We start from the raw sequence: 19,120 nt of genomic DNA, 5'->3' as shown, positions 1-19,120 counted from the left end.
AGCCGACCCCAACCTCAGGAGACCCTCATGAGGACAGCCCTGTTCGGGGCGGCGACCGTCGCCGCCCTGGCGGCCGGCGCGCTGGCGACCACCGGCGTGTTCGGCTCCTCGCACCGCGAGGCCCCGCGCATCATGCTCGACCCGAGCGCGGACAACACGGACCTGTACGCGTTCACGGCCCCGGACGCGCCCGGCAAGCTGACTGTGATCTCGAACTGGGTGCCGCTGCAGAACCCGGCGGGTGGCCCGTACTTCGGCAAGCTCGATCCCGAGGCCCGCTACTACGTCAAGATCGACAACACGGGTGACGGCGTCGAGGACGTCGCGTATCGCTGGCAGTTCCGCAACACGTTCCGCAACCCGAACTCGTTCCTGTACGCGGTGCCGCCGGTCAACTCGATCGGCGACTCCAACCTCAACTTCGTCCAGACCTACGACCTCTACCGCGAGCGCTACCGCGGCGGGCGGGTCACCGACTCCGACCGGATCGCGCGCAACGTGCCGGTCGCGCCGGACAACGTCGGCCCCAAGACGATGCCGAACTACGCGGCCGTCGCCGCCGGCGCCACCCAGCCGCTGCCCGGTGGCGGCAAGACGTTCGTCGGGCCCGTGGACGACCCGTTCTTCGTCGACCTCGGCTCGATCTTCGACGGCATCAACATCGACAAGCCCGGCCGGCCCGGGATCGGGCTCGGCAACCAGGGCGGCGGCAAGGACGACGTGTCCGGCTTCACCGTGCACTCGTTCGCGCTGCAGGTCCCGGCCGCCGAGGTCACGCGTGACGGGCGCCCCGTGTCCGGCCCGACCGGCGCGAACGCCGTCGTCGGCCTCTGGACCACCACCGAGCGCAAGGCGATCAAGGTCCAGCGCGGCCGCGTGCACGACCGCTGGGTGCAGGTGAGCCGGCTCGGCAACCCGCTCATCAACGAGGTCGTGATCCCGATCGGCAAGAAGGATCTCTACAACGCCAGCGCGCCGCGTGACGACGCGAAGAACTTCGGCGCCGCCGCGCTCGCGCCGGAGCCCGCCCGGATCCTCAACCAGCTGTTCAACCTCGGCATCAAGGAGACCGGCCGCACCGACATCGTGCAGGCGCTGCTGACCGGCGTTCCCGGCCTCACGCAGATCGCGAAGAACGCCGTGCCCGCGGACACGCTCAAGCTCAACCTCGGCGTCCCGCCGGCCGCGAACCCGAACCGCTTCGGCGTGCTCGCCGGTGACACCGCCGGCTTCCCGAACGGCCGCCGCCTGGCCGACGACGTCACCGACATCGAGCTGCGCGTGATCGCCGGCGCGCTGCTCAAGCCCGAGCAGGGCGGCAAGCAGATCCCGCTCGGTGACGGCATCGACGTCAACGACAAGCCGTTCCGGACGACGTTCCCGTACGTCGCGCTGCCCGACAGCGGCTTCGACGCGAAGTTCGGGCGCGTCGAGCCGGCGCACGCCCCGGTCCCGCAGCCGCCGACGCCATGATCAAGTTCGCCCTGCTCACGGTCGCCGCGGCCTTCGCCGCCGCGACCGTCGCGTTCACCCGCGGGGACGACCCCGCCACCGCGGCGCCGCGCGTCGACCGGCCCGTCCTGACCGGCACGTCCGCGGACATCCCGGCGCTCGAGCGCGCGGTCGCGGCCGGCCAGGACGACCTGCGCCCCGACCTCGCGCTGGCGTACCTGCAACGGGCGCGCGAGACCGAGGACACCGCGTTCTACGACACGGCCGAGCGGGCGCTGGGCAGGCCGAAGACGCCCGCCGGCCTCGCGATCGCCGCTCAGCTCGCCGCCGCGCGGCACGAGTTCACCAAGGCGCTCGCGCTCGGCGCCAAGGCCGGGAACCTGGGAGCGCCGATCCGCGTGGACGCGCTCGTCGAGCTCGGCCGCCTGGACGACGCCGAACGCGAGCTGCAGGCGATGATCGACCGCCGCCCGAACCTCGAGGGCTACGCGCGCGTGTCCTACGTGCGCGAGCTGCGCGGGGACCTCGACGGCGCCGTGGAGGCCATGCGCCTCGCGCTGGCCGCGGGCGGGCCGTCGGTGGAACACGGCGCCTACGTCAACGTCCTGCTCGGCGAGCTCGAACGCCGACGGGGCCGGCCCGCGGCCTCACGGCGCGCGTTCCAGCGCACGCTGGCGCTGATGCCCGAGCATCCCGAGGCCGAGATGGGCCTCGCCCGGCTGGACGCGGCCCGCTCGCTCGACGCCGGGATCGCACGGCTGCGGCGGCTCGCCGACCGGCTGCCGGACTTCGACCACCTGATCGCCCTCGGCGAGGCGGAGCTGGCAGCCGGGAAACCGGCGCGACGCACCTTCCAGCGCGTCGCCGCCAAGCGCAAGACGATCGGGCCGCTGAACGCCGACACCGCGCTCGAGCTGGCGCTCTACGAGGCCGATCACGGCAACCCGCGGGAGGCCGTGCGGTTCGCCCGCTTCGGCTACCGGGAGGCGCCGAGCGCGAAGGCCGCGGACACGCTCGGATGGGCGCTGACCCGCGCCGGAGCGCCGAAGGAAGGCCGTCGCTACACCCGCGAGGCGTTGCGGGACGGCGCGCTGGACCCGCTGTGGCTCGCGCACGCGGGCCTGACCGAGATCGCCGCGGGCGGGGACGGGCGGCGGGAGCTGCGGCTCGCGCTCGCCCACGGCCTCGACGGCCATCCGTGGCAGGCGCAGCAGGCGCGCCGCGCCCTGGGTTGATCCGAACGGTGCGGCCTCGCGCTACTGAAGCCGAGATGACCGAGGCCGCGCTGGTGAACACCGTCCGTGCGCATGGGCTGCGCGTCAGCGCCCTGCGCCGGACGGTGCTCCGGCGGCTGCTCGCGGCCGACGCGCCGCTCACGGCCGAGGAGCTCGCGCGCGGCGAGGACGTCGCTTCGACGTACCGCAACCTCAACGCGCTGGAGACGATCGGCGTCGTGCGCCACATCCACCTGGGCCACGGGCCGGGCCGCTACACGCTCAGCGGCCGCTCCGCCGGGTGGGTGACGTGCGAGCGCTGCGGCCGCTCGACGCCGATCGCCGACGACGCGCTGCACCGCCTCCGGGAGGCCGTCCTCGCTGTCACGGGCTACCAGGCGGGGTTCAACCGCTTCCCCATCGTGGGGCGTTGCGTCGACTGCATCTAACCTGTGCGTCGCTTTGAGCGGGCCTGGCGAGCGCGGACTCCGGGACGCGGCCCGGCACCTCGGTGCCGTCTTGCCGCACGGCCACTCGTTGCCGGAGGCGGAGTGGCAGTCACGCCAGCGCGGGCTGCGGTGGCTGCTGTGGGCGCACGTCGTCGCGATCCCGATCATCTCGCTGCTGTTCGACCAGGGCGTCGCGGAGGCCGCACTGGACACGTTCACGCCGTCGTTCTTCGCCGTGCTCGCCCAGCTGCGCAAGGGCAGCCGGCGCGTGCAGTCGCTGATCGTCACGGTCGGCCTGCTCTCCTGCAGCGCGCTGATCGTGCACATCACGGGCGGCCTGATCCAGGCGTACTTCCACTTCTTCGTGATGGTGGCCGCGCTGTCGCTGTACGAGGACTGGCTGCCGTTCGCGACCGCCGTGCTCTACGTGGGCATCCAGCAGACGATCACGGCCGAGATCGTCGACTACGACGAGGCGAACTCGCCGTGGCGCTGGGCGCTCGTGCACTCGGCGTTCATCGCGGCGCTGTCGTTCGTCTGCCTGGCGACGTGGCGCGCCTCGGCCCGCGATCGCGAGGCGTTCCGCTCGCTGGTGGAGTCGCTGGAGGAAGGGGTGGTGATGATCGACCGCGACGGCCAGATGGTCGCCGCCAACCCGAGCGCGACCCGGATCCTCGGCATGGACCCCGGCGAGATCCTCTCGGCCTACGGCACCGACGACGAGTGGCAGTTCGTGGACGAGACCGGTCAGCCGCTGCCGTTGCGGGAGACCCCGCTGTTCATCACCGGCCACACGGGCGAACCGCAGGTGTCGGTCGTGGCCGGCCTGCGACGGCGGCGCGGGGAGACGCGCTGGCTGGCGGTGTCCACACGCGCGGTGGAGAGCGACCGCGAGCCGCCGTACACGATCGTCGTCTCGTTCACGGACGTGACCGAGGAGCGCGAGGCGGCCGAGGCGCTCGAACGCTCCAACACCGAGCTGTCCCAGTTCGCCTACATCGCCTCGCACGACCTGTCCGAGCCGCTGCGGATGGTGTCCAGCTACCTCGGGCTGCTGCGCCGGCGCTACCACGGCCGCCTCGACGACGACGCCGACGAGTTCATCGAGTACGCCGTCAACGGCGCCGCCCGTATGCGGAGCCTGATCGAGGGCCTGCTCGAGTACTCGCGCGCCGGGCGCGGCGAGGACCCGCTCGAGCCCGTCGAGCTGGCGGACGTGACGGCGGTGGTGCTGCAGTCGCTGGCGGCGGCGATGGTCGAGGCGAGCGCGCAGATCGAGATCGGCGACCTGCCGACGGTGATGGGCAACCGCGCGCAGCTCGAGCAGCTGCTGCAGAACCTCGTCGCCAACGCGCTCAAGTTCCGCCGCGACGGGCGCGCGCAGGTGTGGGTGCGCGCGGAAGGCGAGGCGGGCGGGATGGCCCAGATCGCGGTCGCGGACGGCGGCATCGGCATCCCGCGCGAGAAGCGCGAGCAGGTGTTCGAGATGTTCCAGCGCGCGCACGACCGCGAGGCCTACGAGGGCACGGGCATCGGCCTGGCCGTGTGCCGCAAGATCGTCGAGCGCCACGGCGGGCGGATCTGGGTCGACGAGCGTGAGGGCGGCGGCACCGTTTTCCGCTTCACGCTGCCGTCCGGGTAATACTGCCTCCCATGTCAGACGTCGCCATGCCCCGCCTGTCGGACTCGATGGAGGAAGGCACGATCCTCAAGTGGCTGAAGTCCGACGGGGATGAGGTCTCCAAGGGCGACGAGCTGGTCGAGATCGAGACCGACAAGGCCAACATGACCTACGAGGCCGACGAGGCCGGGACGCTCGAGATCGTGGCGCAGGAGGGCGACACGCTGCCGGTCGGCGAGACGATCTGCCGGATCGGCGAGGGCGGCGGCGCGTCCGACGAGTCCGAGGCATCCGAGTCCAACGACGAGGAGCCCGAGGCGCCCGAGGCCGAGGAGGCGGGCGACGAGGAGCCGGAGGCGTCCGACGAGGACGAGGACGACGAGGACGAGTCCGCGGGCGAGGAGGCCGAGGACCAGGGCGACTCCGGCGCGGCCGACGAGGCGTCCGAGGATGAGGGCGAGGCGGACACCGGCGAGGCCGGCGACAAGCGCGACGACAAGGAGCCCGAGCCGGAGGAGGGCGAGCGCATCAAGGCGTCGCCGATCGCGCGGCGGATCGCGTCCGAGCAGGGCATCGACCTCTCCACCGTCGAGGGCAGCGGACCCGGCGGGCGGATCGTGAAGGCCGACGTCGAGCAGTCCGCGCCCGAGGAGAAGGCGCCCAAGGAGGAGGAGGCGCCGAAGAAGGGGCGCGCGGCCGACCAGGGCCGCGGCGAGACCGAGCAGGTCGAGCTGTCCCGCCTGCAGCGCACCGTCGCGCGGCGCATGGCGGAGTCCAAGGCCACCGCGCCGGACTTCGTGATGACGCTCGAGGTCGACATGACCGACGCCGTCGACCTGCGCGCGCAGCTGAAGGCCGCCGCCGGGGACGCGCCCGCCCCGTCCTTCAACGACTTCGTCATCAAGGCCTCGGCGCTCGCGCTCAAGGACTTCCCGCGCGCGAACGGCGCCTACCGCGACGGGCAGTTCGAGCTCTACTCGCGCGTGAACGTCGGCGTCGCGGTCGCGGGCCAGAACGCGCTCGTCGTCCCCACGGTGTTCGACGCCGACGCCAAGAGCCTCGGTCAGATCGCCGAGGAGGCACGCAAGCTGGCCGAGCGCGTACGCGAGGGCAAGATCACGCCGCCCGAGCTCTCGGCGGGCACGTTCACGATCTCCAACCTCGGCATGTACGGCATCAAGCGCTTCGTGGCCGTGATCAATCCGCCGCAGGCCGCGATTTTGGCCGTCGGCGAGCTCACGCCGCGCCCCGTGGTCCGCGACGGCGAGGTCGTGGTCCGCACGATCATGGAGCTCACGCTCAGCTGCGACCACCGGATCCTGTACGGCGCGGAGGCCGCCGAGTTCCTGGGCCGCATCCGCGAGTACCTCGAGCAGCCGCTCCGGCTCGTCCTCTAGGAGGCGCTCCCGCCCCCGCCGCGGTCAGACGGCGGGGGCACCCGCTCGTCGCGCCAGGGAGGCGGCGACCGGGTTGAGCGCAGTCGAAGGATTCCCCCCGGACGCTTTCCGCAAAATCCGACGTTCGTCCAGCGACATAACGGTGGTTCAGCGTCGGTTCGGCAGGCGCTCGGTGTCGCGGATCAGGCCGGGCGGGTGCTGGTCGGTGTTCACGAACAGGCAGATCGGGTCGCGGTCGGCCGCGATGTAGGCGCACGCGCGGTAGCGGTTGGGCTCGAGCTCGAGCGTGTCCACGAACGTGATCGGCGCGAAGCGCGGCTCCTCGTCGCGCAGCCACTCGCGCGCCGCGAGCTCTGAGACCACGCGCGCGTTCTGCTGGGCCGCGCGCTCGGAGCGGTGCAGCAGACCGCCCACCAGCAGCGCGGCGAAGATCGTCACGAGCAGCGCCGTACCCGCGTAGTCGCGCGCGATCATGAAGGGCAGGTCGGGCCGGCGGCGCCGCAGCGCCATACCGAGAAACGGTGCCACGACGGCGATCGCGAGTAGATTGAAGAAGCCCGCGAGCAGCGCGGCACCCCACGGGTCGCCGCCCTCGCCCTGGAACGGGAGCCAGGCGACGAGCAGCGCGTCGCCCACCGTCAGCACGGCGAAGGCCGGCCACTGCCAGGCCCCGCGCAGGCGCCACCGCAGGCGCCGCCAGCGAACGGACTCGACCATCGTGGGCGTCAACGATAACCCGCCATGCCGTAGGCTCACCCCTGACCGGACAGCGACGGAGATCCCGTCCGCCCGGACCGGCGCAGGCCCCGGCGATCCTGGGGCGGCGCACAGAAACCGCGAAGGAGAGCACGCCCAGATGGCGACTGAGACCGCCCGAACCGAAGTACCTCCGGACGTATCGGAGCACCTGACGACGGAAGACCGCGTCGGGTTGCTCAAAGCGATGCTGATGATGCGGGGGATCGAAGAACGCGCGATGACGCTCTACCGGCAGGGCAAGGTGCCGGGGAGCTTCTACGACGGCTTCGGCCAGGAGGCCGTGTCCGCGGGAGCGACGTGGGCGATGGCGGCGCAGGACCGCCTGTGCATCCTGCATCGCGACCTCGCGGCGCACATCATCCGCGGCGTCGAGCCGTGGCGCATCTTCGCCCAGTACATGGGCCGGGCCGACGGCATCACGCGCGGGCGCGACGGCAACGTGCACTTCGGCGACCGCACGAAGGGCTGCGTCGGCATGGTCTCGATGCTCCCGGACATGATGCTGATCGCGACCGGGATGGCGATGGCGTTCAAGCTGCGCGGTGAACGGCGCTGCGCGATCACCTGGTTCGGCGACGGCTCGACCTCGCGCGGCGACTTCCACGAGGCCATGAACTGGGCCGGCGTGCAGAAGCTGCCGGTCATCTTCATCCTCGAGAACAACCAGTACGCCTACTCGACGCCGCTGGACCAGCAGTTCGCCGTGAACCCGATCGAGCGCGCCGCCGCCTACGGCTTCCCGGGCGTCTCAGCGGACGGCAACGACCCCGAGGCGATGTTCGAGGTCGTCCGCCAGGCGCGCGAGCGCGCGCTGGCCGGCGAGGGCCCGACGCTCGTCGAGGCCGTGACCATGCGCATGCACGGCCACGCCGCCCACGACGACATGAAGTACGTCCCGACCGAGAAGGTCGAGGAATGGCGCGCGAAGGACCCGATCGACCGCCAGGTGCGCCGCCTCGAGGCGTTGGGCGTGGACACGCAGGCCGTGCGCGACGAGGTCAAGGCCGAGATCGAGGCCGCCGTCGAGCGTGCGCTGCAGTCGCCCCAGCCCGATCCGGACACGGTGCTGGACGGCCTGTTCGCGGACGAGCCGGCGCTGCTCGAGGACGGCAACGCCCCCTGGTCGGGTTTCCGGAGCTAGCGCCATGCCGACCATGACCTACCTGCAGGCGATTTCCGACGCCATGCGCGAGGAGATGCGCTCCGACGAGCGCGTCTTCTTGATGGGCGAGGACATCGGAACCTTCGGCGGCGCCTTCAAGGTGACCGACGGCTTCATCGACGAGTTCGGGGCGAGCCGTGTGATGGACACGCCGCTGGCCGAGTCGGCGATCATCGGCTGCGCGATCGGCTCGGCGGTGGAGGGCATGCGCCCGATCGCCGAGATGCAGTTCTCCGACTTCGTCAGCTGCGGCTTCGACCAGCTGGTCAACGTCGCGGGCAAGACCCACTACCGGATGGGGCTGTCGGTGAACATCACCGTCCGGCTCCCTTCCGGTGGCGGCTTCTCCGGCGGCCCGTTCCACTCCCAGAACCCCGAGGCGTGGTTCATGCACGCGCCGGGGTTGAAGATCGTGGCCCCGAGCACCGCCGAGGACGCCAAGGGCCTGCTGATCAGCGCCGTCCGCGACCCCAACCCGGTGCTGTTCATGGAGCACAAGCACCTGTACCGGCGCGTGAAGGGCGAGGTGCCCGGCGGCACGTACGAGACGCCGTTCACGGCGCGGATCGCGCGCGAGGGGACCGACCTCACCGTGATCACCTACGGCGCGATGGTCCACACCGCGCTGGAGGCGACCGCCGACCTCGACGGCTCGGTCGAGGTGCTCGACCTGCGCTCGCTGGTCCCGCTCGACGAGGAGGCGATCCTCAACAGCGTGCGCAAGACGAGCAAGGTCGTGATCGTCGACGAGGCCAACCAGATGTGCGCCGCGGGCGCGCAGGTGTCGGCGATGATCGCCGAGCGCGCGTTCGAGGACCTGGACGGCCCGATCGTCCGCGTGGCGACGCCGGACGTGCCGATCCCGTTCTCGCCCACGCTCGAGCAGGCCGTCCTGCCCCAGGTCGACGACGTCAGGGAGGCGTGCCGTGAGCTCCTCGAGTACTAGCACTCACGTGGACGTGACCATGCCCCAGATGGGCGTGTCCGTCGCGGAGGGCACGGTCGTCGAGTGGAAGAAGCAGGTCGGCGACTGGATCGAGGCCGACGAGATCATCGCCTCGATCTCGACCGACAAGATCGACACCGACGTCGAGTCACCCGCCACGGGCCGCGTGGCGGAGATCATCGTCAACGTCGGCGACACCGTGGACGTCGGGGTCGTGATGGCGCGGATCGCGACCGATGCGCGGCCGGGTGAGGCGCACGCGTCCGAGAACGGCGACCTCGGCACGGGCGAGGCCGCGGCGGCGGTCGAAGCCCCCGGGGCGGCCGGCGAGTTGCTCGGCGACGCCGAGCGCGACACCTCGCAGGCCAAGCGCTACTCCCCCGTGGTCATGCGCATGGCGGCCGAGCACAACATCGATCTCTCGCAGGTTCAGGGCACCGGCCGTGGCGGCCGGGTGTCGAAGAAGGACGTGCTGGCGTTCATGGAGGGCGGCGCTGAGGAGCCGCCGATGCACATCGAGTCGCCGTACCGGCCCGACGAGCCCGCGATCAAGCGCAAGCCGAAGCCCCGGCTGCAGCGCGTCGAGGAAGTACCAAAGAGCGACACGGTCGCCGCTCCGAGCCCGAGCGGTGGGTCGCTGAGCCGCATGCGCCAGGCCATCGGCTCCCGCATGGTCCAGTCGCTGCAGACCGCCGCGACGTGCACGACCATCGCCGAGGCCGACATGAGCCGCATCGAGGTCGCCCGCAAGGCGGCCAAGATGAGCTACCTGCCGTTCCAGGCGCGCGCCACGATCGAGACCCTGCTCGAGTTCCCGCACCTGAACGCGACGCTCGAAGGCGACCAGCACACGGTCCACAGCGAAGCCGTGCACCTCGGCATCGCGGTGAGCCTGGGCGAGGGCGGCCTGATCGTCCCGGTGATCCGCGACGCGCAGGACCTCAGCGTCGAGGGTCTGAGCAAGCGCATCAAGGACCTCGCGGCCCGCGCGCGGACGAACCAGCTCACGCCGGACGAGGTGAGCGGCGGCACGTTCACGATCACCAACCCCGGGCCGTTCGGGTCGATCATGGCCACGCCCGTGATCAACCTCCCGCAGGTCGGCATCCTCGACACCGAGGCCGTCGTCAAGCGCCCGGTCGTGGTCACGGACGAGCTCGGCAACGACTCGATCGCGATCCGCTCGATGACGTACCTGTGCATGTCCTGGGACCACCGCGCGCTCGACGGCGCGTACGCCGCGCAGTTCCTCAGCGCGCTGCGAAAGAAACTGGAGTCCTGGCCGATCACCTGACCTAGAGAGACGGGGTCTGACGGACACCCGCCCCGGACGGCTGGAAGGCCTCCGGGGCGGGACAGATCCAGCGGGGGAGGCGCACCTCAAGATCGGCTCACGAGCGCCGATTCCCGGCTCATGAGCCGTTGGGCCATCTTCCTCGCCCTCGGCACGCTGATCGGGGTCCTGTACCTCATCCCGGGCCCGCTGCAGGGCAGCGAGACGGTGCTCGGCCTGACGGGGCTGTCCGCCCTCGTCGCGACCGTCTACGCCATCGTGCGCTTCAAGCCCACCGCCCGGCGGGCCTGGATCGTGCTGGCCGCGGGCGTGGCCTGCCTATCGCTCGGGGACGTGCTGCTCACCGCCGGGCTCAGCGCCACCGCGCACGTCGCCTACATGGCGATGTACCCGGTGGTGATGGCCGGGCTCGTGCTGCTCGTGCGCAGCCGCCGCTGCCGCACGACCGCGGGCACGATGATCGACGGCTTGATCGTCACGATCGGGCTCGCGCTCCCGACCTGGACGGCGCTCATCTCCCCGTACCTGCAGCGCAGCGACCTCGACCCGGTCGAGCAGCTGGCGGCGATCGCGTTCCCCGTCGGGGACCTGATCCTGCTCGCGGCGGCCGCGCAGCTCGCGCTCGACGGCGGCCGCCGCTCGCCCGCCTTCCGGCTATTGCTGGGAAGCCTCGCGCTGCTGCTCGTGACCGATTTCACCGCCGGGTCCATGACGCTCTCCGGGGCCGACCGCACGCCGCCGTGGCTGGAGGCCGGCTGGGTGCTCGCGACCGCGCTGTGGGGCGCCGCCGTGCTGCACCCCTCGATGGCCCGCCTCGGCGCGCCCTCCCCGCGGCGCACCGACCTGCTGCTCACCCGGCCGCGGCTGGCGCTGCTCACGCTCGCCTCGCTCGTGGCCCCGGTGCTCGGCGCCGTCGACGAGCTTCTCGAAGGCGACGGGGACTTCATCGTCGTCCACGTGGCGTCGGTGGCGCTGTTCGGGCTCGTGATCGCGCGCATGTTCCTGCTCTCCGCGCGCCAGCGGGCGCTCGGGGAAGAGCTGCACCGCCGCCGCGGCGAGGAGCGCTTCGCCGCGCTGGTCCGCCACGCGACCGACTTGCTGCTGGTGCTCCAGCCGGGCGGCGGGATCAGCTACGCCAGCCCGTCGGTGACGCGCATCCTCGGTGAGCAGCCCGCGGCGTCGTTCCTCGTGTCGGAGGATCGTGTCCGCGTGCGGGGCGCGATCGCCGCCGCCACAGCCGGCGAAGAGGTCGGCGCGTTCGCGTGCACGCTCGTGGACGTGGACGGCCAGCGGCGCGTGTTCGAGGTCCAGCTCACCAACCTGATCGACGAGGAGGCCGTCGGCGGCATCCTCGTCAACGCGCGTGACATCACCGAGCGCGAGGCGATCGAGGCCCAGCTCACCCACCAGGCCTTCCACGACCCGGTCACCGGGCTGGCCAACCGCGCGCTGTTCGTCGAGCGCGTGCGGGACGCGATCGCCCGCTCCCGGCGCTCGGACGGCTCGCTCGCGGTGCTGTTCCTCGACCTCGACGACTTCAAGCTCGTCAACGACTCACTCGGCCACGCCGCCGGCGACGACGTGCTGGTCGAGGTCGCCCGCCGGATCGACGGCGGGCTGCGCGGCTCGGACGCGGCGGCGCGGTTCGGCGGCGACGAGTTCGCGGTGCTGCTCGAGGGCGCCGGCAGCCAGGCGGCCGCCGACACGGCCCAGCGCATCCTCGACGTGCTCGCGGCGCCCGTCACCCTCGCCGACCGGTCCGTCACGCTGCGGGCGAGCCTCGGCCTCTCGGTCGCGATCGGCGACGACGGCCGCAGCGCCGAGGACCTGATCCGCGACGCCGACGCCGCGATGTACGTCGCCAAGCGCGCGGGCAAGAGCAGCTACCGCCTGTTCGAGCCCGCGATGCACGCCGGCGTGCTCGCGCGGCTGGAGCTGCGCACCGGCCTCGCGCGGGCGATCGACGCCGACGAGCTGGAGCTGCACTACCAGCCCGTCGTCCGGCTCTCGGACGGCTCGACGGCGGGTTTCGAGGCGCTGATGCGCTGGCAGCACCCCGAGCGTGGGCTCGTCTCGCCGGCCGACTTCATCCCGATCGCCGAGGAGACCGGGATGATCGTCCCGATGGGACGCTGGGCGCTGCACGAGGCCGCCGCCCACCTGCGCGCGCTCGACGGCGACTACCGGATGAACGTGAACCTGTCGGCCAAGCAGCTGCAGGACCCGGGGCTGGTCGAGGACGTGCGGGCGGCGATCGCCGGGCTCGACCCCTCGCGCTTCGTGCTCGAGCTGACGGAGTCGATGGTGATGGACGACGCCGACCACGCCGTCGACCAGCTGACCGCCCTCAAGGCCCTGGGGATCAAGCTGGCGCTCGACGACTTCGGCACCGGGCACTCCTCGCTCGGGTACCTCAGCCGCCTGCCCGTGGACATCCTCAAGCTCGACCGCGCGTTCCTCGCCGGGGACGAGCCGAACCTGATCGCGGCCGTGGTCAGCCTCGGCCATGCGCTGTCGCTCGAGGTCGTCGCCGAAGGGATCGAGGAGGACGAGCAGTGGCACGCCCTGCGCGCCCTCGGGTGCCAGTACGGCCAGGGTTTCCTGTTCTCGAAACCGCTCACCGCCGCGGACTCGCTGGCCGCCGTAGCGTGGTCTCTATGCTCGGAGCGTATGCCCTCCGAGCTGCTCGTCTGCCACCTGGGCCGCGTCGAATACCGCGAGGCCACGGCGCTGCAGGAGCGTTTGCGCGCGCAGGTGATCGCCGGGGAGCTGCCGGAGCTGATGCTCCTGCTGGAGCACCCACCGGTCTATACGGTCACGCGCCGGACTGATACGTCCGACCTGCCGTTTCCGGAGAGCTTCTACCGCGAGCGGGGGATCGACGTGGTGCAAACACCGCGCGGCGGCCAGCTCACTTACCACGGGCCCGGGCAACTGGTCGGCTACCCGATCATGCGCGTGAGCAGCGTGCCCGAGTACATCCTCACGATGGAGAAGGCACTCGTCGCCGCGCTGGCGGACGCGGGGGTCCAAGCCGGCACCAAGCTCGGCCACAAGCACGTCGGCGTGTGGGTGGGTGACCGCAAGATCGCGTCGGTCGGCGTGCACATCTCGCACGGCGTCTCCTCGCACGGCTTCGCGGTCAACGTCGACGACGACCTGGACCCGTTCGGCTGGGTGGTCGCGTGCGGCCTGCCGGACGTGCAGATGACGTCGATCGCCGCCGAGGGCGTGCGCGAGTCGGTCGCCTGCTTCCGCAAGCGCGCGGCGTGGCGCTTCGCCGAGGCCTTCGGCCGCCGGCAGCGGATCGTGAGCGCGTCGCGGCTGGGCATCGAGCAGCCGGTGCCCGCGTAGTGGACGTCGGCGCGGCCATCTTCCTCACCGGGGACGTCCAGCACCCGGCGCAGCTGGCCCAGCGCCTGGAGGCGGCGGGCTACGAGTCCCTGATGCTGACCGAGCACACGCACATCCCGGTGTCGGCCGGGATGGTCGCGCGCGACGGCGGGCCGCTGGCCGAGCACTACCGGCGCACGCACGACCCGTTCGTCGCGCTGGCGTTCGCGGCCGCTGCCACGGAGCGGCTCGTGATCGGCACGTCCGTGTGCCTGGTCACCGAGCACGACCCGATCGTGCTGGCCAAGGTCATCGCGTCGCTGCAGAACCTCTCCGGCGGGCGGTTCGTGTTCGGGATCGGCGCGGGCTGGAACAAGCCCGAGCTGCGCAACCACGGCACCGACCCGGCCACGCGCCACGGCCTGATGCGCGAGCGGATCGAGGCCATGCGCGCGCTCTGGACCGCGGAGGAGGCGGAGTACCACGGCAAGCAGGTGGACTTCGACCCGATCTGGCAGTGGCCGAAGCCCCAGCCGGTCCCGCCGGTGCTGGTCGGCGGCAATGGCCCGCGCGTGGAAGACCGCGTGCTGCGCTACGCCGACGGCTGGATGCCGAACATGCCCGACCTCGGCGAACTGCGCGAGCGCGTCGCGGCGCTGCGCGAGCGGGCGGGGCGCCAGGTTCATGTGACCTACTACGGCGCGAAGCCCGAGACCTTGGCGCAGCTGCGCGAGGCGGGCGTCGATCGCGCGCTGATCGTCCTCGAATCCGTTCCCGAGCCCCCGATACCATCGATCCAGTGAGCGAACCGGTCCTCCGCATCCACCAAACCCGCTCGCGGTCGAACCCGGGCGGCATGGACGTCCGCAAGGTGATCGGCGAGGACGTGCTGCCCTTCCGCTCGCGCAAGCCGGCCTGGTTCAAGGTCCCGCGCCCCGGCAGCGCGAAGTACCGCGAGCTGTCGAAGACGATCGCCGACGAGGGCCTGCACACGGTCTGCAAGGAAGCGGCCTGCCCGAACATCGGCGACTGCTGGGACCGCGGCACGGCCACGTTCATGATCCTTGGCGACACCTGCACGCGCCGCTGCGGCTTCTGCAACGTCAAGACCGGCAAGCCGACGTGGAACGACCCGCTGGAGCCGCTGCGCGTGGCCCGCTCGGTCGCCCGCATGGGCCTGCGCCACGCCGTGATCACCTCGGTGGACCGCGACGACCTGCCGGACTACGGCGCGTCCGTCTGGTGCGGCGTCATCCGCTCCGTGCGCATGCAGGCGCCGCTGACGAAGATCGAGTGCCTCACGCCGGACTTCCGCGGCGAGGAGATGCCGCTCGCGCGCGTCATCGCCGAGCGCCCCGACGTCTTCAACCACAACCTCGAGGTCGCGCCGCGCCTGTACCCGGTCGCGCGACGCGGCTCCACCTGGAAGCGCTCCCTGCGCGTGCTCGCGAACGCCCAGGAGATGGGCGAGGGCGAGGTCGCGACCAAGTCCGGCCTGATGGTCGGCCTCGGCGAGACGCACGAGGAGCTCGTGGACGCGTTCGGCCAGATGCGCGAAGCGGGCGTGCAGATCCTCACCGTCGGCCAGTACCTGCGCCCGACCGAGCGCCACCTGCCGGTCGTCCGCTACTGGGAGCCCGAGGAGTTCAAGGCGCTCGAGACCGCCGCCTACGACCTCGGCTTCGAGCATGTCGCCGCCGGCCCGCTCGTCCGCTCCAGCTACCACGCGGACGAGCACTTCCCGCAGGACCAGCCCGGTGTCGGGCCCCTCGCGGCCGCTACCGCGTGATTGTCACCTTGTTCAGGCCGCGCGGGGCGTCGGGGTCCAGCCCCTTGCGCAGCGCGAGCTCCAGCGCGAGCTGCTGACCGCGCACGGCGGCCGCGATCGGCGCCAGCGCTTCGGGCACGCCGGTGACCGTCGGCATCAGGTGCAGGTCGGCGCCGCGCTGCTGCAGTGCTTCGACGGCCTCGTCGACATCGGTCGCCGACGGACCGTCAGCGCGCAGGGCGAGCACGGCGGCGCCCGCATCCACGGCCGCGATCGGCCCGTGCAGCAGGTCGGCGACCGAGAAGCCCTGGGCGGACACGAGCGCGGTCTCGCGCACCTTCAACGCGGTCTCCAAGGCGGCCGAGAACATCCAGCCGCGGGCGGTGACGACGAGCTTGTCGATCGCGGCCCAGCGGACGGCGAGCGTCGCCATCGGGTCGGGATCCTCCAACACGGCTGAGACCGCGCCGGGGACGGCGGACAGCGCGCCCTGCTCCCACGGCACCTCGCCGAACGCCGCCGCCAGGACCGCGAACGCCGCCATCTGCGCCGTGTAGGTCTTGGTCGCGGGCACGGCCCGCTCCTCCCCCGCGCCGAGCTCGATCACGGTCTCCGCGGCGGCGGCCAGCGGGGAGTCGGCGTCGTTGGTGATCGCGACCGCGTGCCCGCCCGTCGCGCGCAGGCGTTCGACCACGTCGACGATCTCGGGCGTCTTGCCCGACTGGGACACGCCCACCACGAGCCAGCCGCTCGCGTCGGTCCGCGCGCCGTAGCGCGTGAACAGGCTGGGCGCGGCGAGCGCCACCGGACGGCGCGTCGCGAGCTCCAGCAGGTAGCGGCCGTAGACGGCCGCGTGGTCGGAGGAGCCGCGCGCGACGATGATCACGCCCGCCGGCCGCTCCAGTCCCACGTCGATCCGGCGCGAGAGCAGGCGGGCGAGCACCTCGGGCTGCTCGGTCATCTCACGACGCATGTGTGACCCTGGCATCGCCGTCGACCCTACCGGCTACCCTCGGCCGCGCGATGCTCCCGCTGCGCGACAACGTCCCGACCAGCCGGACGCCGTACGTCACCTACGTCTTCATCGCGGCGAACATCCTCGTCTACTTCTTCTGGCAGAAGGGCGGGTTCTCGCTCAACGGACCCGACAGCACCGCCTACCTGTGCCAGCTCAACGAGTGGGCGGCGATCCCGGCCGAGTTCTCCGGCGACAAGCAGCCGCTCCCGACCGAGTGCGGCACCGACGACGCGCCCACCTACGCGACCCTCTTCACCGCGATGTTCATGCACGGCGGCCTGCTGCATCTCGGCGGCAACATGCTGTTCCTGTGGATCTTCGGCAACAACGTCGAAGACGCGATGGGCCCGGTGAAGTTCGTCGTCTTCTACCTGATGGGCGGGATCGCGGCCTTCGCGCTGCAGTTCGTGACCGACACGGCGTCGGTGATCCCGACGGTCGGCGCCTCCGGCGCGATCGCGGGCGTGCTCGGCGGCTACCTGCTGCTGTACCCGCGCGCGAAGGTCGTGACGGTGATCTTCATCGTGTTCTTCTTCACCATCCTCGAGCTGCCCGCGCTGCTCGTGCTCGGCTTCTGGTTCCTCCAGCAGGCACTGATGGGCTATTTCGACCTGGCCGACCCCACCGGCGGGGGCGGCGGCGTGGCGTACTTCGCCCACATCGGAGGGTTCGTCTGGGGGCTGCTGGCCATTCGTCTATTCGCGAGTAAACAGCGCACCAAACGGCCGCCGGAGCGTTTGTATACACGGTGATGCGCCGAGCGTTCATGGCCCTGCTCGCGCTCGTGCTGTTCACGGCCGCGGGCTATCTGTTCTTCTTCCGCGACAGCGGTGAGCCGCCGCAGGCGCGCACGCCCGCGGCCGCCGGCGCGCTCGAGGACTCCTCGACGGCGCCGCTGGTGAGCGGCGGCACGGCGCCGTCGCCGCTCGCGGTGCGGCTGGACTCGGCCGCCGACCCGATCCAGGTTAAGTTCAAGAAGCCGCCCCGGTCCGCGGTCGTGTTCGACCTGGACACGGGCAAGGTGCTGTGGCGCCGGGACCCGACGAAGGTCCTGCCGATCGCGTCGCTGACCAAGATGATGACCGCGCTGGTGGTCGTCGAGCGCGTCCCCGAGGGCGCGAAGGTCCGCATCACCAAGGAGGCGCTGCGCTACACGGGCTCGGGCGTCGGCGTGCTCCCGCGCGGGAAGTGGATCGGCGTCAACACGATGCTGCACGGGCTGATGCTGCCGTCCGGCAACGACGCAGCCATCGCGCTCGCCCAGCGGGCCGCAGGCGGCAGCGAGAAGCGCTTCGTCCGCTACATGAACGAGAAGGCCGAGCAGCTCGGCCTGCTCTGCACCCGCTTCGCGTCCTCGAGCGGGATCGTCGACAAGGGCAACCACTCGTGCGCGGCCGACCTCGCCGCGATCGCCCGTGCCGTCATGCGCGAGCCGCGCCTGACCCGCATCGTCAAGCGCCGCCAGGCGGTGCTCCCGTTCCCGATCAAGGGCGGCCGGCTGTGGCTCTACAACCACAACCCGCTGCTGCGCGCCGGCTACCCGGGCACGACCGGGCTCAAGACGGGCTACACGGACGCCGCCGGGCGCTGCCTGGTGGCCACGGCGCGGCGCGGAGCGGTCAAGCTCGGTGTCGTCTTGCTCGACTCGCCGGACCCCGGCAAGCAGGCGATGCAGCTGCTCGACCGGGGCTTCAAGGCCTCATCCACCTGAGATCGGGGTAGATCGGGGGCTGATGGCCCCGTCACCCGAGGTGGTTCGACAGCGCCGTATCGCGGCCGTGATCGCGCTCGCGGTGGCCGCCGCGCTGCTCGTGCTGCTGTTCACGCAGCTCACCGGCTCCGACGCCGCCGAGCAGCCACGCGCGGCCGCGGACGGGGCCGAGGCCGAGCAGGGCGAGCCCACGCCGACGCCCGAGCCGCTGCCCGAGCTCCCGCGCGGCGGGCGCACGATCCTGCCCGACTACCGCGTGGTCGCCTACTACGGCGCGCCGCAGGACGACGAGCTCGGGGCACTCGGGATCGGGTCGCCGGCCTCGGCGGTCAAGAGGCTCAACCGCCAGGCGAAGGGCTACGACCGCAAGACGCGGCCGGTGATGCCGGCGCTGGAGCTGATCGCGACGGTCGCGGCCGCCCACCCGGGCGACGACGGCCAGTACATCCTGCGCCAGTCCGACACCGTCATCCGGCGCTATCTGAAGGCCGCGCGCAAGGCCAAGGCGCTGCTCATCCTCGACATCCAGCCCGGCCGCGCCGACTTCTTCAGCGAGACCAAGCGGCTGCGCAAGTGGCTCAAGGAGCCCGACGTGTCGCTCGCGCTGGACCCGGAGTGGCGGATGGGACCGAACGAGGTGCCGGGGAAGACGATCGGCAGCGTCAGCGCGCGCGAGGTCAACGCCACCACGGACTGGCTGAACAAGCTCACCAAGCGGGAGAAGCTGCCGCAGAAGCTGGTGCTCATCCACCAGTTCACCGACGACATGATCCCCGAGAAGGAGATCAAGGAGCGCAGCGACCTGGCGATCGTGTTCAACGTCGACGGCTTCGGGACGCAGACGCTCAAGGTCGCCAAGTACAACGAGTTCACCCGCCAGTCGCACGCCTTCCGCCACGGGTTCAAGCTCTTCTACAAAGAGGACCAGGACACGATGTCGCCGGCGGAGGTCATGCGCCTTCAGCCGCGGCCCGATGTCGTCGTGTACGAATAGGG

At 71.6% G+C, this 19,120-nt stretch carries 16 protein-coding genes; 14 read left to right on the top strand and 2 right to left on the bottom strand.

Translation table 11 applies throughout. The features are described from left to right. Positions 1–27 precede the first annotated feature (27 nt). Genes OJ962_RS15715 through OJ962_RS15695 form a run of 5 tightly spaced genes read left to right on the top strand, consistent with a single transcriptional unit; the run spans position 28 to position 6,133 of the window. Positions 28–1,473 carry a DUF4331 domain-containing protein gene (locus OJ962_RS15715; protein WP_202954450.1) on the top strand — a complete coding sequence of 482 codons (1,446 nt, stop codon included), beginning with the start codon at positions 28–30 and terminating at the stop codon, positions 1,471–1,473. Continuing rightward, the gene (locus OJ962_RS15710) at positions 1,470–2,687 is read left to right on the top strand and encodes a tetratricopeptide repeat protein (RefSeq protein ID WP_202954451.1); all 1,218 of its coding nucleotides are present in this window, start codon (positions 1,470–1,472) and stop codon (positions 2,685–2,687) included. The genes OJ962_RS15715 and OJ962_RS15710 overlap by 4 nt, the downstream gene beginning before the upstream one ends. 35 nt (positions 2,688–2,722) lie before the next feature. Beyond that, a complete protein-coding gene (locus tag OJ962_RS15705) occupies positions 2,723–3,115 on the top strand; it encodes a Fur family transcriptional regulator (protein ID WP_202954452.1) in 393 nt (130 codons plus the stop codon). A gap of 13 nt (positions 3,116–3,128) precedes the next feature. After that, positions 3,129–4,757: a sensor histidine kinase gene (locus OJ962_RS15700; protein WP_202954453.1), complete on the top strand. Its 1,629-nt coding sequence runs from the start codon at positions 3,129–3,131 to the stop codon at positions 4,755–4,757. A gap of 11 nt (positions 4,758–4,768) precedes the next feature. Then, a complete protein-coding gene (locus OJ962_RS15695; RefSeq protein WP_202954454.1) occupies positions 4,769–6,133 on the top strand; it encodes a dihydrolipoamide acetyltransferase family protein in 1,365 nt (454 codons plus the stop codon). A 147-nt stretch (positions 6,134–6,280) separates the two neighbouring features. Here OJ962_RS15695 and OJ962_RS15690 read toward each other — a convergent pair whose 3' ends face one another. Next, positions 6,281–6,850, bottom strand: coding sequence for a hypothetical protein (locus OJ962_RS15690; protein WP_202954455.1), 570 nt, complete (start codon positions 6,848–6,850; stop codon positions 6,281–6,283). Positions 6,851–6,989: 139 nt separating this feature from the next. Here OJ962_RS15690 and OJ962_RS15685 point away from each other — a divergent pair, with 139 nt between their 5' ends. The 6 genes from OJ962_RS15685 to lipA all read left to right on the top strand — a co-directional run bounded on the left by OJ962_RS15685 (position 6,990) and on the right by lipA (position 15,416). Next, a complete protein-coding gene (locus OJ962_RS15685; protein ID WP_202954456.1) occupies positions 6,990–8,033 on the top strand; it encodes a thiamine pyrophosphate-dependent dehydrogenase E1 component subunit alpha in 1,044 nt (347 codons plus the stop codon). 4 nt (positions 8,034–8,037) lie between these two features. Beyond that, positions 8,038–9,000 (top strand): alpha-ketoacid dehydrogenase subunit beta, encoded by a 963-nt coding sequence (locus tag OJ962_RS15680; protein WP_202954457.1) that lies wholly within the window; start codon positions 8,038–8,040, stop codon positions 8,998–9,000. A gap of 7 nt (positions 9,001–9,007) precedes the next feature. Further along, a complete protein-coding gene (locus tag OJ962_RS15675) occupies positions 9,008–10,294 on the top strand; it encodes a dihydrolipoamide acetyltransferase family protein (protein WP_270006456.1) in 1,287 nt (428 codons plus the stop codon). Between the two features lie 120 nt (positions 10,295–10,414). After that, complete coding sequence (gene lipB / locus OJ962_RS15670) at positions 10,415–13,648, top strand: lipoyl(octanoyl) transferase LipB (RefSeq protein ID WP_202954459.1); 3,234 nt, start codon at positions 10,415–10,417, stop codon at positions 13,646–13,648. After that, positions 13,648–14,430, top strand: a complete 783-nt coding sequence (locus OJ962_RS15665; protein ID WP_202954460.1) for an LLM class F420-dependent oxidoreductase — start codon at positions 13,648–13,650, stop codon at positions 14,428–14,430. Before lipB ends, OJ962_RS15665 begins: the two co-directional genes overlap by 1 nt. Next, positions 14,427–15,416 carry a lipoyl synthase gene (lipA, locus tag OJ962_RS15660; RefSeq protein WP_270006455.1) on the top strand — a complete coding sequence of 330 codons (990 nt, stop codon included), beginning with the start codon at positions 14,427–14,429 and terminating at the stop codon, positions 15,414–15,416. Before OJ962_RS15665 ends, lipA begins: the two co-directional genes overlap by 4 nt. Here lipA and OJ962_RS15655 read toward each other — a convergent pair. Further along, a complete protein-coding gene (locus OJ962_RS15655; RefSeq protein ID WP_202955196.1) occupies positions 15,406–16,368 on the bottom strand; it encodes an SIS domain-containing protein in 963 nt (320 codons plus the stop codon). The genes lipA and OJ962_RS15655 overlap by 11 nt on opposite strands. A 50-nt stretch (positions 16,369–16,418) precedes the next feature. Between OJ962_RS15655 and OJ962_RS15650 the strand changes: the two genes are divergently transcribed. The 3 genes from OJ962_RS15650 to OJ962_RS15640 are packed head-to-tail and all read left to right on the top strand — an operon-like array spanning position 16,419 to position 19,118. Beyond that, positions 16,419–17,165 carry a rhomboid family intramembrane serine protease gene (locus tag OJ962_RS15650; RefSeq protein WP_202954461.1) on the top strand — a complete coding sequence of 249 codons (747 nt, stop codon included), beginning with the start codon at positions 16,419–16,421 and terminating at the stop codon, positions 17,163–17,165. Then, positions 17,165–18,124, top strand: coding sequence for a D-alanyl-D-alanine carboxypeptidase family protein (locus OJ962_RS15645; RefSeq protein ID WP_202954462.1), 960 nt, complete (start codon positions 17,165–17,167; stop codon positions 18,122–18,124). The genes OJ962_RS15650 and OJ962_RS15645 overlap by 1 nt, the downstream gene beginning before the upstream one ends. A 22-nt stretch (positions 18,125–18,146) precedes the next feature. Beyond that, on the top strand, positions 18,147–19,118 hold the full coding sequence (locus OJ962_RS15640; protein WP_202954463.1) for a hypothetical protein: 972 nt from the start codon (positions 18,147–18,149) through the stop codon (positions 19,116–19,118). Positions 19,119–19,120 lie beyond the last annotated feature (2 nt).

It is taken from the genome of Solirubrobacter deserti, from assembly GCF_027587175.1.
Lineage (GTDB): Bacteria > Actinomycetota > Thermoleophilia > Solirubrobacterales > Solirubrobacteraceae > Solirubrobacter > Solirubrobacter deserti.
This window is presented reverse-complemented; position numbering and strand designations above follow the sequence as displayed.